The sequence below is a fragment of the Nocardioides sp. zg-1308 genome, from assembly GCF_013155375.1.
Lineage (GTDB): Bacteria > Actinomycetota > Actinomycetes > Propionibacteriales > Nocardioidaceae > Nocardioides > Nocardioides renjunii.
Genome location: NZ_JABJQY010000002.1, coordinates 16,709 through 32,003, shown reverse-complemented (window position 1 = coordinate 32,003; position 15,295 = coordinate 16,709). Strand labels below are relative to the sequence as shown.

The 15,295-nt window shown below is 72.1% G+C and carries 13 protein-coding genes; all 13 read left to right on the top strand.

Annotated elements, in window-relative coordinates:
- Positions 1–6 precede the first annotated feature (6 nt).
- The gene (locus tag HN031_RS01845) at positions 7–408 is read left to right on the top strand and encodes a TadE/TadG family type IV pilus assembly protein (RefSeq protein WP_367650621.1); all 402 of its coding nucleotides are present in this window, start codon (positions 7–9) and stop codon (positions 406–408) included.
- Complete coding sequence (locus HN031_RS01840; RefSeq protein ID WP_172265585.1) at positions 405–878, top strand: hypothetical protein; 474 nt, start codon at positions 405–407, stop codon at positions 876–878. The genes HN031_RS01845 and HN031_RS01840 overlap by 4 nt, the downstream gene beginning before the upstream one ends.
- Entirely contained in the window at positions 875–1,336 is a 462-nt protein-coding gene (locus HN031_RS01835; RefSeq protein WP_322422879.1) for a Tad domain-containing protein, read from the top strand. Before HN031_RS01840 ends, HN031_RS01835 begins: the two co-directional genes overlap by 4 nt.
- A gap of 185 nt (positions 1,337–1,521) precedes the next feature.
- Positions 1,522–3,699 carry a glycogen debranching protein GlgX gene (glgX, locus tag HN031_RS01830; RefSeq protein ID WP_172271115.1) on the top strand — a complete coding sequence of 726 codons (2,178 nt, stop codon included), beginning with the start codon at positions 1,522–1,524 and terminating at the stop codon, positions 3,697–3,699.
- Positions 3,696–5,987, top strand: coding sequence for a malto-oligosyltrehalose synthase (treY, locus tag HN031_RS01825; RefSeq protein ID WP_172265583.1), 2,292 nt, complete (start codon positions 3,696–3,698; stop codon positions 5,985–5,987). Before glgX ends, treY begins: the two co-directional genes overlap by 4 nt.
- Position 5,988: 1 nt before the next feature.
- A complete protein-coding gene (treZ, locus tag HN031_RS01820; RefSeq protein ID WP_172265581.1) occupies positions 5,989–7,746 on the top strand; it encodes a malto-oligosyltrehalose trehalohydrolase in 1,758 nt (585 codons plus the stop codon).
- Positions 7,747–7,805: 59 nt separating this feature from the next.
- Complete coding sequence (locus tag HN031_RS01815) at positions 7,806–8,588, top strand: hypothetical protein (protein ID WP_172265578.1); 783 nt, start codon at positions 7,806–7,808, stop codon at positions 8,586–8,588.
- 147 nt (positions 8,589–8,735) lie between these two features.
- Positions 8,736–9,755: a hypothetical protein gene (locus HN031_RS01810; RefSeq protein ID WP_172265575.1), complete on the top strand. Its 1,020-nt coding sequence runs from the start codon at positions 8,736–8,738 to the stop codon at positions 9,753–9,755.
- Between the two features lie 83 nt (positions 9,756–9,838).
- On the top strand, positions 9,839–12,001 hold the full coding sequence (locus tag HN031_RS01805; RefSeq protein ID WP_172265572.1) for an acyltransferase family protein: 2,163 nt from the start codon (positions 9,839–9,841) through the stop codon (positions 11,999–12,001).
- An 11-nt stretch (positions 12,002–12,012) separates the two neighbouring features.
- Positions 12,013–13,128, top strand: coding sequence for a peptide chain release factor 2 (gene prfB / locus HN031_RS01800; RefSeq protein ID WP_172265569.1), 1,116 nt, complete (start codon positions 12,013–12,015; stop codon positions 13,126–13,128).
- 35 nt (positions 13,129–13,163) lie between these two features.
- Positions 13,164–13,457 carry a ribosomal protein L7/L12 gene (locus tag HN031_RS01795; RefSeq protein WP_172265566.1) on the top strand — a complete coding sequence of 98 codons (294 nt, stop codon included), beginning with the start codon at positions 13,164–13,166 and terminating at the stop codon, positions 13,455–13,457.
- A 62-nt stretch (positions 13,458–13,519) separates the two neighbouring features.
- Positions 13,520–14,209, top strand: a complete 690-nt coding sequence (ftsE, locus tag HN031_RS01790; RefSeq protein WP_172265563.1) for a cell division ATP-binding protein FtsE — start codon at positions 13,520–13,522, stop codon at positions 14,207–14,209.
- Between the two features lie 74 nt (positions 14,210–14,283).
- Positions 14,284–15,195, top strand: a complete 912-nt coding sequence (gene ftsX / locus HN031_RS01785) for a permease-like cell division protein FtsX (protein WP_172265560.1) — start codon at positions 14,284–14,286, stop codon at positions 15,193–15,195.
- Positions 15,196–15,295: the final 100 nt, after the last annotated feature.

Genomic DNA, 15,295 nt, shown 5'->3' with positions numbered 1-15,295 from the left:
CGCAGCGTGCTGCGTCCCAGCCGTCGCGGCGAGAAGGGAGCGGCGGTCGTCGACGTCGTCCTCGTCCTGCTGGTCCTGCTGCCGCTGGTGCTCGGCATCCTGCAGCTGGCCCTCGTGCTGCACGTGCGCAACACCCTCGCCTCGGCCGCGGCCGAGGGTGCCCGGCACGCCGCCGTCGCGGGGTCGTCCGCACCGGCCGGCCGGGCCAAGGTGCAGGAGCTGGTCGACGGCGCCCTCTCGCAGGACTTCGTGCGGTCGGTGACCGTACGCCCGGCGCTGGTCGGAGGTGCGCCCGGCTACGAGACCGTGGTCGGGGCCGACGTCAGCCTGCTCGGCATCGGCGGCACCACCATCCACGTCCGGGTGTCCGGCCATGCGATCGCCGAGCAGGGCGCGGTGCAGCGGTGACGACGCGGCGCCGCGACGAGTCCGGCTCTGCCCTCGTCGAGCTGACCTGGCTGGCGATCATCCTGCTGGTGCCGCTGGTGTGGGTCGTGATCTCGGTGTTCGAGGTGCAGCAGGGCGCCTTCGCGACCAGCGCCGCAGCGCGGGCGGCCGGGCGCGCGTACGCCCTGGCGCCCGACGACGCCACCGGCGAGGCCCGCGCCCAGGCCGTCGTACGCCAGGTGCTCGCCGACCAGGGCACTCCGAACCAGCGGGCACGGGTCTCGGTGACCTGCGAGTCGCCGGCCGGGAGCTGCCACACCGGGACGTCCGTCATCACCGTGCGGGTCGACTCCGGGGTCGAGCTGCCGTTCTTCCCGGCCATCATCGGCGGCGGGCGGGCGAGCTTCTCGCTCGACGCGACCCACACCGTGCCGATCGGTCAGTACGTCGAGAGTGCCGGCGAGGACAGCGACGAGGAGACCGACCCGTGAGCCGCCGACCGGCGTCACGGGAGCGCGACGACCGCGGCCAGGTCACGCTGCTCATCATCGGCTTCGCCAGCATCCTGCTGATGGCGATCGTCATGGTCATCGACGCCTCCGCCGCCTACCTCCAGCGGCAGGGGCTCGACAACCTGGCCGACGGCGCCGCGCTCTACGGTGCCGACCTCGGCTCGGCCGGGATCTACGAGCAGGGCCTCGACGACCAGCGGCTGCTCCAGCAGGAGGAAGCGGTCCGGGCCGCCGTGCGCGAGTACCTCGCGAGGGCCGGCGCCGGAGCGTCGTACCCCGGCATCGACGTGGCCGTCCGGGTGGACCCGGTCGGGCGGTCGGTCACCGTGCGGCTGCGGGCTCCGTTGGACCTGCCGCTGACCATCCCGGGCTCGCCGAGCCGGCCGATGGTCGGCGCCAGCTCGACCGCAGCGGTCACCGTCGTCGCCGGCGACTGAACCGCGGTCGGCTCCCTCAGCTCCTGTCCGCAGCGTCGTGCGAAGGCGTACGCACACGTCCCGGTTCCTATGACGCAGGGGAGGCGCAGCCCGCCTGAAGAGCGAGTGACGGTCGCCACCGCCCCACCCCGCTGGATGATCCGCGAAGAGGGCTCAGGGCCGATCGCCGGTAGCGTCAAGGCATGATCGAGACCTGGCCCGGCACCGCCTACCCCCTCGGTGCCACCTTCGACGGCACCGGCACCAACTTCGCCCTCTTCAGCGAGGCCGCCGAGCGCGTCGAGCTGTGCCTCTTCGACCCCGACCCGGAGGCCCCCGGCGGCTTCCGCGAGACCCGCCTCGAGGTCCGCGAGGTCGACGCGCACGTGTGGCACTGCTACATCCCGACCATCCAGCCCGGGCAGCGCTACGGCTACCGGGTGCACGGCCCGTGGGACCCGAGCCAGGGCCTGCGCTGCAACCCCAGCAAGCTGCTGCTCGACCCCTACGCCAAGGCGACCGCCGGCGACATCGACTGGGACCAGTCGCTCTTCGCCTACAACTTCGGCGACGAGGACTCGCGCAACGACGACGACTCCGCCGGGCACATGACCCACGGCGTGGTCATCAACCCGTTCTTCGACTGGGAGGGGGACCGCCGCCTCTCCATCCCCTACAACGAGTCGTTCATCTACGAGGCGCACGTCAAGGGCCTCACCCAGCAGCACCCCGACGTCCCCGAGGAGCAGCGCGGGACGTACGCCGGCCTGGCGCACCCCTCGATCACCGCCCACCTGCAGAAGCTCGGCGTCACCGCCATCGAGCTGATGCCGGTGCACCAGTTCGTCCAGGACTCGACGCTGCTCGAGAAGGGGCTGCGCAACTACTGGGGCTACAACACCCTCGGCTTCTTCGCGCCGCACGCCGACTACGCCTCGAGCCAGCAGGGCCAGCAGGTGCAGGAGTTCAAGGCGATGGTGAAGGCGATGCACGTCGCCGGCATCGAGGTCATCCTCGACGTCGTCTACAACCACACCGCCGAGGGCAACCACCTCGGGCCGACGCTGAGCTTCAAGGGCATCGACAACCCGGCCTACTACCGGCTCGTCGAGGACGACCAGCGCTACTACATGGACTACACCGGCACCGGCAACACCCTCAACGTGCGCCACCCGCACTCGGTGCAGCTGATCATGGACTCGCTGCGCTACTGGGTGACCGAGATGCACGTCGACGGCTTCCGCTTCGACCTGGCCGCGAGCCTGGCGCGCGAGTTCTACGACGTCGACAAGCTCTCCACCTTCTTCGAGATGGTGCAGCAGGACCCGGTGGTCAGCCAGGTGAAGCTCATCGCCGAGCCGTGGGACATCGGCCCCGGCGGCTACCAGGTCGGCGGCTTCCCGCCGCAGTGGACCGAGTGGAACGGCGCCTACCGCGACACCGTGCGCGACTTCTGGCGCGGCGAGCCGTCGCTGGGCGACTTCGCGTCGCGGCTGTCCGGCTCCTCCGACCTCTACGAGCACTCCGGGCGCCGGCCGTTCGCGAGCATCAACTTCGTCACCGCCCACGACGGCTTCACCCTGCGCGACCTCGTGTCCTACAACGAGAAGCACAACGAGGCCAACGGCGAGGACAACAACGACGGCGAGAGCCACAACCGCTCGTGGAACCACGGTGTCGAGGGGCCGACCGACGACCCCGAGATCCTCGGCGCGCGGGCCCGCGAGCAGCGCAACTTCATCGCGACGCTGCTGCTGAGCCAGGGCGTGCCCATGCTCCTGCACGGTGACGAGCTGAGCCGCACGCAGGACGGCAACAACAACACCTACGCCCAGGACAGCGAGATCAGCTGGGTCGACTGGAGCCGCGCGGACAACCCGCTCATCGAGTTCACCGCCGCGGTGGCCAAGCTGCGCGCCGATCACCCGACGTTCCGCCGCAAGCGGTTCTTCACCGGCAACACGGTGCGTACCGGCGACGGCGAGCGCCTCAACGACATCGTGTGGCTCGACCTCGACGGCGAGCCGATGGAGGACGCCGACTGGGAGGGCGGCAAGGCGATCGGGATGTACCTCAACGGCAACGGCATCGCCGGCAAGAACGCCCGCGGCGCCACGATCACCGACGACCACTTCCTCGTCTACTTCAACGCCGACGGGCCCAAGGACGTGACCCTGCCGACGGAGGAGTACGCCGCCGCGTGGGACGTCGTCATCGACACCGGCGGGGAACCCGACGCCGACCCGACCTTCGAGGCGGGCGCCACGCTCAGCCTCGAGACCCACAGCCTCGTGGTGCTGCGTGAGCACGCGGAGCCGGAGTCGGCGCCGGACCACTCGGTGGCCGCATCCCTGGCCGCCCGGTCGGGTACGGACGCCCCGTGACGCGGACCCCCCACAGCACGTACCGGTTGCAGGTCAGTCCGGACTTCACCCTCCACGACGGCGCACGGGTCCTGCCCTACCTCCGCGACCTCGGCGTCGACTGGGTCTACCTGTCGCCGCTGCTGGCCTCGGAGCCCGGCAGCACCCACGGCTACGACGTGGTCGCCTTCGACCACGTCGACCCCGAGCGCGGTGGCGAGGAGGGACTGGCGGCGCTGTCCGCCGAGGCGCGCCGCCTCGGCATGGGGGTGCTCGTCGACATCGTGCCCAACCACGTCGGCGTCGCGACGCCGTCGGAGGACCCGTGGTGGTGGGACGTGCTGCGGCTGGGCCGCGGGTCCGAGCACGCGAGCGCGTTCGACGTCGACTGGGCGGCCGGCGACGGCCGCATCGTGATCCCGGTCATCGGTGACGACGACGAGGGCTCGATCACCATCGCTGCGTCGGACACGGGGGAAGGCGAGGTCCGCTACCACGACCAGCGCTTCCCGATGGCTCCCGGCACGACCACGCTGGAGGAGCAGCACTACGAGCTGGTCAACTGGCGTGCGGCCGACGAGGACCTCAACTACCGCCGCTTCTTCGCGGTCAACACCCTCGCCGCGGTGCGGGTCGAGGACCCGGAGGTGTTCGCCGAGACCCACGTCGAGGTGAAGCGCTGGTTCGACGAGGGCCTCGTCGACGGCCTGCGCGTCGACCACCCCGACGGCCTGCGCGACCCCAAGCGCTACCTCGACGACCTCGCCGCCCTCACCGGCGGCGCCTACGTCCTGGTCGAGAAGATCCTCGAGCCGGGGGAGGAGCTCCCGCAGGACTGGGCCACCGCCGGCACCACCGGCTACGACGCCCTCGCCTTCATCGACCGGGTGCTCACCGACCCCGCCGGCGAGGCGCCGCTGACCGTGCTCGAGGACCGCCTGCGTGGCACCACGGTGGACTGGCACGCGATGGTCCACGACAACAAGCGCGCCGTCGCCGACGGGATCCTGCACTCGGAGGTCCTGCGGATCACCCGCGAGGTCGCCCGCGTGCTGGAGACCAAGGGCGAGAAGGCCGACGACGACGCGGTCGCCGACGCGATCGGCGAGCTGTTGGCCTGCTTCCCGGTCTACCGCTCCTACCTCCCCGAGGGCCGCGACCACCTCGACCAGGCCTTCGCCATGGCGCGCGAGGAGCGGCCTGAGCTCGCCGAGACGTACGACGTCCTCGAGCCGGTGCTGCACGACGAGTGGAGCCAGCCCGCGCGGCGCTTCCAGCAGACGTCCGGCATGGTGATGGCCAAGGGCGTCGAGGACTGCTCGTTCTACCGGTGGTCGCGGCTCACGTCGCTCAACGAGGTCGGCGGCGACCCGTCGATCTTCTCCGTCGGCGTCGACACGTTCCACGACGCCATGGCCGTGCGCCAGCGCGACTGGCCGCACGCCATGGTGACGCTGTCGACCCACGACACCAAGCGCGGCGAGGACGTCCGCGCCCGGATCACCGTGCTGGCCGAGGAGCCGGGCCACTGGGAGCGGGCGCTCGACGAGCTGCTGCGGCTCGTGCCCGTGCCCGACCCCGCGTTCGGCTCGCTGCTGTGGCAGGCCGTGCTCGGCGCGTGGACGCCGGACCACCTGCCCGACCTGCCCGAACGGCTGCACGGCTACGCCGAGAAGGCGATGCGCGAGGCCGGCGACCGCACCACGTGGACCGAGCCCGACGAGGCGTACGAGGCCGCGGTGCACGCCGCGGTCGACGCGGTCTTCACCTCCGACGAGGTGCGCGAGGTGCTGGTCGGCCTCGCCGCCCGCATCGACGAGCCGGCCCAGGCCAACTCGCTGGCGGCCAAGCTGCTCGCCCTGACGATCCCGGGCGTGCCCGACGTCTACCAGGGCAGCGAGCTGTGGGAGACGTCGCTGGTCGACCCCGACAACCGCCGGCCGGTCGACTTCGAGCACCGCGCCGAGGTGCTGGCCGGCACCGCCGAGGACGACGCCGCCGCCAAGCTGCACGTCACCTGCTCCGCGCTGACGCTGCGGCGCGAGCGACCCGAGCTGTTCACCGGCTACACGCCGGTGACCGCCGCGGGCGACGGGGCGGGACACGTGCTGGCCTACGACCGTGGCGGTGCGATCACCGTCGTCACCCGGCTCCCGGTCGGGCTGGCGGCCGCGGGCGGCTGGGGCGGCACGGTGCTGGACCTGCCCGAGGGCCGGTGGCACGACGTGCTGACCAGGCTCGACACCGACGGACGGCTCGACGGCCTGCTGGCCGTCCACCCCGTCGCACTGCTGGTGAGGAAGGACTGACATGAGCACGTCGATCTCCCGGGGACCCTTCGACGTGTGGGCACCGCGGCCCGAACGGGTGCGGCTGAGCCTGGCGGGCGAGGTCGTCGACATGGTGCGCGGCGACGACGGCTGGTGGACGCCGGCCGAGCCGGTGCCGTCGACCGACCGCGTCGACTACGGCTACCTCCTCGACGACGACCCGGACCCGCGGCCCGACCCGCGCTCGCGGCGCCAGCCCGACGGCGTGCACGGGCTGTCGCGGCGGGACGCGTCGACGTACGAGTGGGGCGACGGCGACTGGACCGGTCGGCAGCTCGCCGGCTCCGTGGTCTACGAGCTCCACCTCGGCACCTTCACCCCCGAGGGGACGCTCGACGCGGCCATCGGGCGGCTCGACCACCTCCTCGACATCGGCGTCGACCTCGTCGAGCTGCTGCCGGTCAACGCCTTCAACGGCACCCACAACTGGGGCTACGACGGCGTCGGCTGGTTCGCGGTCCACGAGGGCTACGGCGGGCCGGACGCCTACCGGCGCTTCGTCGACGCCTGCCACGCCGCCGGGCTCGGCGTCGTGCAGGACGTGGTCCACAACCACCTCGGCCCCTCGGGCAACTACCTCCCGCTGTTGGGGCCCTACCTCAAGGACGGCCGAAACACGTGGGGCGACCTGGTCAACCTCGACGGTGACGGGTCGGCCGAGGTCCGGCGCTACATCCTCGACAACGTGCGGATGTGGTTCGAGGAGCTCCACGTCGACGCGCTGCGCCTCGACGCGGTGCACGCGCTCAGCGACACCTCGGAGGTCCATCTGCTCGAGGAGATGGCCGTCGAGACCGCGGCCTGGTCCGCGCACGTACGCCGGCCGCTGACGCTGATCGCGGAGTCCGACCTCAACGACACCCGCCTCGTCACCCCCCGCGAGGGCGGCGGCCACGGCCTCGACGCCCAGTGGAGCGACGACTTCCACCACGCCGTGCACGTCGCCCTGAGCGGCGAGACGGCCGGCTACTACGCCGACTTCGAGCCGCTGGAGGCGCTCGCCAAGGTCTGCGAGAAGGGCTTCTTCCACGACGGCACCTGGTCGTCCTTCCGCGAGCGCGACCACGGCCGCCCCGTCGACACCGCCCACATGCCGACCTGGCGGCTCGTGGTCGCCAACCAGAACCACGACCAGATCGGCAACCGCGCGCGCGGCGACCGGCTGGCCGAGCACCTCGACGACGACCAGCTGGCCTGCGCCGCGCTGCTCACCCTCGCCGGTCCGTTCACGCCGATGCTCTTCATGGGGGAGGAGTGGGCCGCCTCGTCGCCCTTCCAGTTCTTCACCTCCCACCCCGAGCCCGAGCTGGGGCGCGCGACGGCCGCGGGCCGGATCGCCGAGTTCGAGAAGATGGGCTGGGACCCGGCCGTCGTCCCCGACCCGCAGGAGCCTGAGACGTTCACCCGCTCCAAGCTCGACTGGGACGAGCGCTCGACGGGCCGGCACGCGGTGGTGCTCGACTGCTATCGCGAGCTCGCCCGGCTGCGGCGGACGCTGCCGGACCTGACGGACCCGTCGTTCGGCTCGACCTCATGCACGGTGGAGGGCCGGCTCTTCACGATGCGCCGCGGCGAGCTCCTCGTGGTGGTCAACGCCGGCGAGGAGCCCGCCACGCTCGAGGTGGGTGAGCGTGAAGTGCTCTTCCAGACGCCGTCCGGGGTGTCCGTGGACGGCGGCACCCTCGCCGTCCCGCCCCACGGAGGGGCGCTCCTCGGATCCGCGGCAACTATTCGGTGACCGGCTGAGTCTCCTTGGTGAACAGGCCTTCAGGGCCTCACGCACACGGAGGAACTCCCATGAACCGCATCACCACCTGGGCCGCGGCTGCGGCTCTCGCCGCCGGCTCGCTGGCCCTGGCCACGCCGGCGCAGGCCGCCCCGGCCAAGGCCGCGAGCTACAAGGTCACCGCCAGCGTCAACAAGACCGAGGTCGTCGGCAAGGAGGACGTGGTCAAGGTCCGCGGCCGCGTCACGCCGAAGGCCGCCGGCCAGAAGGTCACGCTCCAGCAGCGGGTCGGCAAGAAGAAGTCGTGGAAGGCCACCGGCACCGCGAAGATCAAGCAGAACGGCACCTACGTCCTCAAGGACGACCCGTCGACGGCCGGCACCCGGCAGTACCGCGTCCTCAAGCCCGCCTCGAACGGCTTCGCCAAGGGCTTCAGCGAGACGCTGGACGTCACGGTCTACCGGTGGCAGAAGCTCGGCTTCCGCACGCCCGGCCCGTCGGTGAACATCACGCCCCGGGGCGTCACCATCGGTGCGGAGTACTTCACCGCCAGCCTGGCGACCACCACCTCCGGCGCCCCGTCGTCGGTCGAGTACACCCTCGGTCGCAAGTGCACCGAGATGCGGGCGACCTTCGCCCTGACCGACGACTCCGCCACCGGGTCGAGCGGTGCCGTCACGGTGTCCGGCGACGGTGCCGTCCTCGCCGCGCATGCGCTGTCCGTCGGCGTGGTCGTGGCCGACCAGGTGATCGACATCGAGGACGTCTTCCGGCTCAAGCTCGACCTCTCCACCAGCGTGGCCCCGGCGGCGGTGGCCGCGGTGGCGACGCCGGAGGTGCTCTGCGCGGGCTGACCGGCGCAGGCTGACCTTCGCGGTCTGACGCACACCCATGCCGACGCGGGCGTGATCCGGGATACAGGCTCCCGGATCGCGCCCGTGTTGTAGATCTACTGTTGATATCTTTACCCTTCGTGTAGATATCGACGAACGGGGACCGTGATGGACGACCAGCACGAGGCGGGCGACAGCCCTCGCCGCGAGCTCACCCGACGCACGTTCACGCGCGGCGTCGCCTGGAGCGTTCCCGTCGTCTCCGTCGCCGCGGCGGCGCCCGCCTTCGCGGCCAGCTTCACCCAGACGTTCACCACGCCTGGCACCTTCTCGGTCACCATCCCGGCGGGCTACACGAGCATCGCCTTCGAGGTCGTCGGCGGCGGTGGCGGCGGTGGGGGCGTCGCCGGAGGCTCCGGTGGTCGGGTCACCGGCACGATCACCCTCCCGTCCAATCCTGGTGGCACGACGCTCACCGTGATCGTCGGCGCGGGCGGCGGCGAGGGCAACGGCATAGCCGCGACCGCAGGCGTCGGCGGGTCGGGCTTCGGCGCCGGAGGTAACGGCGGGCGTGGCACTGCGATCGTCGCCGGAGGTGGCGGAGGAGGCAGTGCCGTGCTCCTCGGCACGGCGCCCGTCGTCGTCGCAGGCGGAGGCGGGGGCAAGGGAGCCGTCAACACGTCCGCGACGGTCGGCACCCCCGGGGTCGGCGGCACGTCGACGAACCCGGCTGGCAACGGCGGTGACGCCACCGTGACCGGAACGGCTGTCCTCACCGCGGGCGGCGGTGGAGGCGCGGTCGGCGCTACGACCGGTGTCACCACGGGTGGCGCCGCCGGATCTGTCGGGACCGGCGGTGCGACTGGCGCCGTTGGTGCGGCGGGTGGCAACCGCGGCACGGGCGCCAACGGTGGCGGCAACGGTGGCTCCGGCGCCCAGCGCGGCACCGCCGGCGCGGGCGGCGGCGGCGGCGGGTACGCCGGCGGCGGCTCCGGGGGCACACGTGCGACCGCGGGGACGCCCGTTGCCGATGCGGGCGGCGCCGGCGGCGCCGGGTCGAGCTACACCGGCGGGACGACGGGCGCTGCGGTCTCCGGGGTGACCGGTCCCGTCAGCGCCGGCAACGCTGGCTCGGGCACCGGCACGGTCGGCCGCGGCGGCAACGGCCGCATCACCCTGCAGTTCTGAGCCGCCGACACTGACGCGTTGTCCCGGGGCCCCGGGACTCCCGCCCCATGCCCCGGGCGCCGGCCCGGCACGAGCGTGGCCGCATGCCCGCCATCGACCACCGGCCCGACGTGCAGGGCCTGCGCGCGGTCGCCGTCCTGCTCGTCGTCGCCGACCACGCCGGCGCCCGTCTCCTCGCCGGTGGCTTCGTCGGCGTGGACGTCTTCTTCGTGCTCTCCGGCTTCCTGATCACCTCGCTGCTGGTGCGCGAGGTGGCGGCGCGCGACCGGATCTCGATCACCGGCTTCTACGTCCGGCGCGCGCTGCGGATCCTGCCGGCGGCCACCGTGGTGCTGCTCGTCGTGACCGCCTGGTGCGCGGTCCGGCTGGCGCCGGTGCAGGTGGCCGAGGTCGGCGAGGACGCGCGCTGGTCGGCGTTCTTCGCGGCCAACGTGCACCTCGCCGGGGCGGGGGAGGACTACTTCGACGACGACCGGGCGGTCTCGCCGTTCCAGCACTTCTGGTCGCTGGCGGTCGAGGAGCAGTTCTACCTCGTGTGGCCGCTGCTCCTCGGCCTGGTCGTCCTCGTCGACGGCCGCCTGATGCGCCACGTCGCGCCGCTGCTGACCGTCGCCTGCCTCGCGTCGCTCGCCTGGTGGGCGCACCTGGGAGCCACCGACCCGCAGCAGGCCTACTTCTCCTCGGCGGCACGGGCGTGGGAGCTCGGGCTCGGCGCACTGCTCGCGGTCCTTGCCCCGGCCCTGGTCCGCCTGTCCCGACCCCTGCGTACGGCGCTGGGCGCCGTCGGGCTGGTCGCGGTCCTCGCCGCCGCGGTGTCGGTCGGCACCGCGGCCGCGCCGGGCACCGAGTGGCGCATCCCGCTCGCCGTCGCGGGCACCGCGGCCCTGCTCGCCGCCGGGACCGGCGGATCCACCGGGGCCACCGGCGCCCTGCTCGCCTCCCGGCCGCTCACCTGGCTGGGTGACCGGTCCTACTCCCTCTACCTGTGGCACTGGCCAGTGCTCGTCCTCGGCGCTGCGTACGTCACCGCGCTCGAGGGCCCGACCGGCACGCTCGTCCTCCTCGCGGTCGCCGCGGCGCTGACGCTGGCGTCGTACCACTTCGTCGAGCAGCCGTTCCGCCGCGGCCGGCTCGTCGGCCGCGGCCCGCGTGCGCTCGTCATGTGGCCCGTGGCCCTGGCGTCCGTGCTGGTCGCCACCACGGGCGCCGTGGCGCACGCCGACGCGGAGCTCGCCGACCGGATGGGCGTCGGCTCGGCGCGACCGGCCCCGCTGGTCGCCGAGGAGGCACCCGTGGCCGCCACGAGCCGGCCACGGGGCCGGCGGGTGCCGCCGCTGCCGCAGCCGCGGTCCGTGGACGACCTCGTCGAGCGCGCGGTCGAGGAGGCCCGGCGCGGCGACGCCCTGCGCTTCCCGATGAGCAACCTGCCGGGCCTGGCCTACGACTCGTGGCACCTGGCCCACCCGTGCAACTCGCCGCTCGCCGTCGAGCGCTCGCGGATCTGCCCGGTCGGCGACCCGGACGGCCGGACGACCGTGGCCGTCTACGGCGACTCGCGCGCCGGGCAGTGGCTGCCGGCGATCGACCGCCTCGGCCGCACCGAGGGCCTCCGCGTCGTGCCGCACGTCAAGTACGGCTGCCCGCCCTACCCGATCCGCACCCTCGACGGGGGCGGCGCGGAATTCCACACCTGCCACGCGTGGCGCGACTGGTCGCGGCAACGCATCCGGGACCTCGACCCCGACGTGGTGCTGCTCAGCTCGGACGTCATGTCGTGGCGGATGCAGGCGGCGCCCGGGCTCAGCCACGCGCAGACGTGGGCCCGCGGGGTGGGCGACCTCGTCGACTCGCTGCGCCGCGACGGTGCGCTGGTCGTGGTGCTCGGCGACATCCCGGTGCACGAGGTCGACCCCGAGTCCTGCCTCACCACCCCCGGGTCGGTGGCCGGGTCGTGCGACCTGTCCGCGACCGGGTGGCCGGCCGAGCCCAACGCCTTCACCGCGGCCACCGCGACCGCGCACGGGGCGGCGTACGTCGACGTCAACCGCCTCAGCTGCGCGGACGGCCGGTGCCCGCTGGTGGTCTCGGGCACGGTGACCTACAGCGACGAGTCGCACCTCTCCGTCTCCTGGACCCGCACGCTCGCCGGGCCCCTGGGCGCCGCGCTCCGGGACGCCGTCGGCTCGCTGCGCCCCGCGGACCGGCGGAGGACCGGCGATCGGGCCCCGGCTGGCGTTTGGCCGTAGTGTTGGCTCTTGTGGCAGGCATCGACTACGACGCAGAGATCAAGCAGCTCCAGGCGACCATGAAGACCATCGGTCACGTCCTCGACGTCACCCGGATGCGCACCGAGATCGCCGACCTCGCCGAGCAGGTGGCCGCTCCCGACCTCTGGGACGACCAGGCCAACGCCACGCGGGTCACGGGCCGCCTCTCCGCGCTCCAGGGCGAGCTCGATCGCTACGACGGCCTCGAGTCCCGCATCGAGGACCTCGGCCTGATGGTCGAGATGGCCCAGGAGGAGGGCGACGCCGACTCGCTCGCCGACTCCGAGCGCGAGCTCGGCCGCATCAAGAAGGCCGTGGAGTCCCTCGAGATCCGCACCCTGCTGTCCGGCGAGTACGACGAGCGCGAGGCGATCGTGACCATCCGCGCCGGCGCCGGCGGCGTCGACGCGGCCGACTTCGCCGAGACCCTCATGCGCATGTACACGCGCTGGGCCGAGCAGCACAAGTACGGCGTCGAGGTCTACGACGTGTCCTACGCCGAGGAGGCGGGCATCAAGTCCGCCGAGTTCGCCATCCACGCGCCCTACGCCTACGGCACCCTCTCCGTCGAGGCCGGCACCCACCGCCTCGTGCGGATCAGCCCGTTCGACAACCAGGGCCGCCGCCAGACCTCCTTCGCCGCCGTCGAGGTGGTGCCGGTGCTCGAGCAGACCGACGAGATCGAGGTCGACGAGAACGACATCCGCACCGACGTCTTCCGCTCCGGCGGCCCCGGTGGCCAGTCGGTCAACACGACCGACTCCGCGGTCCGGCTGACCCACATCCCGACCGGCATCGTCGTGTCCTGCCAGAACGAGAAGTCGCAGCTGCAGAACAAGGCGTCCGCGATGGTCGTCCTCAAGGCCAAGCTGCTCGCGCAGAAGAAGGCCGAGGAGGCCGCGCTCAAGAAGGACCTCAAGGGCGACGTGCAGGCCAGCTGGGGCGACCAGATGCGCAACTACGTCCTCAACCCCTACCAGATCGTCAAGGACCTGCGGACCGGCCACGAGTCCGGCAACCCCAGCGCGGTCTTCGACGGCGACCTCGACGACTTCATGGAGGCCGGCATCCGCTGGCGCCGCGGGGCGGAGAAGGTCGACGCCTGATCCCCCGAGCAGGGGACGGCCCTAGGGTCAGGGGCATGGGACTCTTCAGCAAGCCCGAGGTCATCAGCCCCGGCAGCGGCAACGACGCGGACCGCGCCCGGATCGCCGAGCTCGAGCGACGGGTCGCGCGCCTCGAGGCGCAGTTGGCGCAGCTCGCCGCAGCCGGGTCGGCGGGGACGCCGGCGGCGGTGCCGGCCGAGCCGTGGATGGCCGAGGTCCAGGCACTACGGAGGGCCGGCAAGACGATCCACGCGATCAAGCTCTACCGCGACCACACCGGCGTCGGGCTCAAGGAGGCCAAGGACGCGGTGGATGCCATGCCGGGCTGACCCGGTTGCGGCGCGGCGCGGAGTTTCGAGAACCCGCACACCCCTCACGTAGCCTCGACGCCGTGATTCGCTTCGAGAAGGTGACCAAGAGCTATCCGGGCCACCCGCACCCCGCGCTCGACAACATCTCGGTCGACGTCGAGAAGGGGGAGTTCGTCTTCCTCGTGGGGTCCTCGGGGTCCGGCAAGTCGACCTTCCTGCGCCTCGTGCTCCGCGAGTACCGCCCGACCACCGGCCGGGTCTACGTCGCCGGCAAGGAGATCAACCGGCTCGCCAGCTGGAAGGTCCCGCGGCTGCGCCGCGACATCGGCACCGTCTTCCAGGACTTCCGCCTGCTGCCCAACAAGACCGTCACCGAGAACGTCGCCTTCGCGCTCCAGGTCATCGGCAAGTCCCGCAAGGAGATCAAGGACGTCGTGCCCGAGACGCTCGACCTGGTCGGCCTCAGCGGCAAGGGCGACCGGATGCCCGACGAGCTCTCCGGGGGCGAGCAGCAGCGCGTCGCCGTGGCGCGGGCCTTCGTCAACCGGCCGATGATCCTCATCGCCGACGAGCCGACCGGCAACCTCGACCCGACCACGTCGGTCGGCATCATGAAGCTCCTCGACCGCATCAACCGCACCGGCACGACGGTCGTGATGGCCACCCACGACGCCGGCATCGTCGACCAGATGCGCAAGCGCGTCATCGAGCTCGACAACGGCCACGTCGTGCGCGACCAGGCGCAGGGCGTCTACGGCCACCAGAACTGATCCACCCGGCCCGACCTCCCCGGTCGGGCCACCGGACCTCCGGATCTCCCCGACAGATCGAGAGCCTCTCCTCCATGCAGCTTCGCTACGTCTACTCCGAGCTCGGCCAGGGCCTGCGGCGCAACCTGTCCATGCACCTGGCGGTCGTGCTGACCCTGTTCGTCTCGCTGACGCTGGTCGGCATCGGCGTCCTGTTCAACCAGCAGGCAGCCAAGGCCGCGGACCACTGGGGCGACCAGCTCCAGATCACCGTCTACCTGTGCCGGGTCAACGACAGCAGCGCGGTGTGCCCCAACGCCGTGACCGACGCGCAGAAGACCGAGATCTCCGCCGTCGTGGAGGAGAACCCCGAGGTCGCCGACTTCCACTTCGAGACCAGCGAGCAGGCGCTCGACAAGGCCCGTGAGCTCTACGGCAACGAGCTGTTCTCCGGCGACAACCCGGCGATCACCGCGGAGGACATGCCGCAGACCATCTGGATCACGCTGCAGGACCCGGAGGAGTACGAGGGCATCACCAGCGCCGTGCAGGGGCTCGACGGCGTGTCGCGGGTCCGCGACATGCGCGAGCAGGTCGCGCCGATCCTCGAGTCGATCAACATGCTGCAGTGGGTGGCGCTCGGCACGGCGGCGTTCCTCGTCTTTGCCGCCCTCCTGCTGGTGGCCAACACCATCCGCCTCGCCGCCTTCGCCCGACGCAAGGAGATCGGCATCATGCGGCTGGTGGGCGCCTCCACGCTCTACATCGCCCTGCCGTTCCTCCTCGAGGCCCTCGTCACCGCCCTCATCGGTGTGGCACTGGCCGGCGCGGCGCTGTGGGGCTTCATGTACTTCGGCATCGACGAGATCTCGCAGAACCGGCTCAAGTTCGTCCCGTGGATCGGGTGGGACGAGTTCTGGTTGGCTGCCGGGGCGGTCGCGATCCTCGGTCCGCTGCTCACCCTGCTCCCGACACTCGTGCTGACGCGCAAATACCTCAAAGTCTGACCGCCGGGGGTTAGCGTCTAGGCGTCTTCCTCGTCGAGCCGTCGGGGCAGGCACCTTCCCCGCTTCTCCAACGCAAAGGCTTCCCCGGTGCGTCACTTCC

Coding starts and splice junctions, on each gene's coding strand:
- treZ (WP_172265581.1), top strand. CDS start 5,989: ATGAGCACGTCGATCTCCCGGGGACCCTTCGACGTGTGGGCACCGCGG.
- HN031_RS01815 (WP_172265578.1), top strand. CDS start 7,806: ATGAACCGCATCACCACCTGGGCCGCGGCTGCGGCTCTCGCCGCCGGC.
- HN031_RS01810 (WP_172265575.1), top strand. CDS start 8,736: ATGGACGACCAGCACGAGGCGGGCGACAGCCCTCGCCGCGAGCTCACC.
- HN031_RS01805 (WP_172265572.1), top strand. CDS start 9,839: ATGCCCGCCATCGACCACCGGCCCGACGTGCAGGGCCTGCGCGCGGTC.
- HN031_RS01795 (WP_172265566.1), top strand. CDS start 13,164: ATGGGACTCTTCAGCAAGCCCGAGGTCATCAGCCCCGGCAGCGGCAAC.
- ftsX (WP_172265560.1), top strand. CDS start 14,284: ATGCAGCTTCGCTACGTCTACTCCGAGCTCGGCCAGGGCCTGCGGCGC.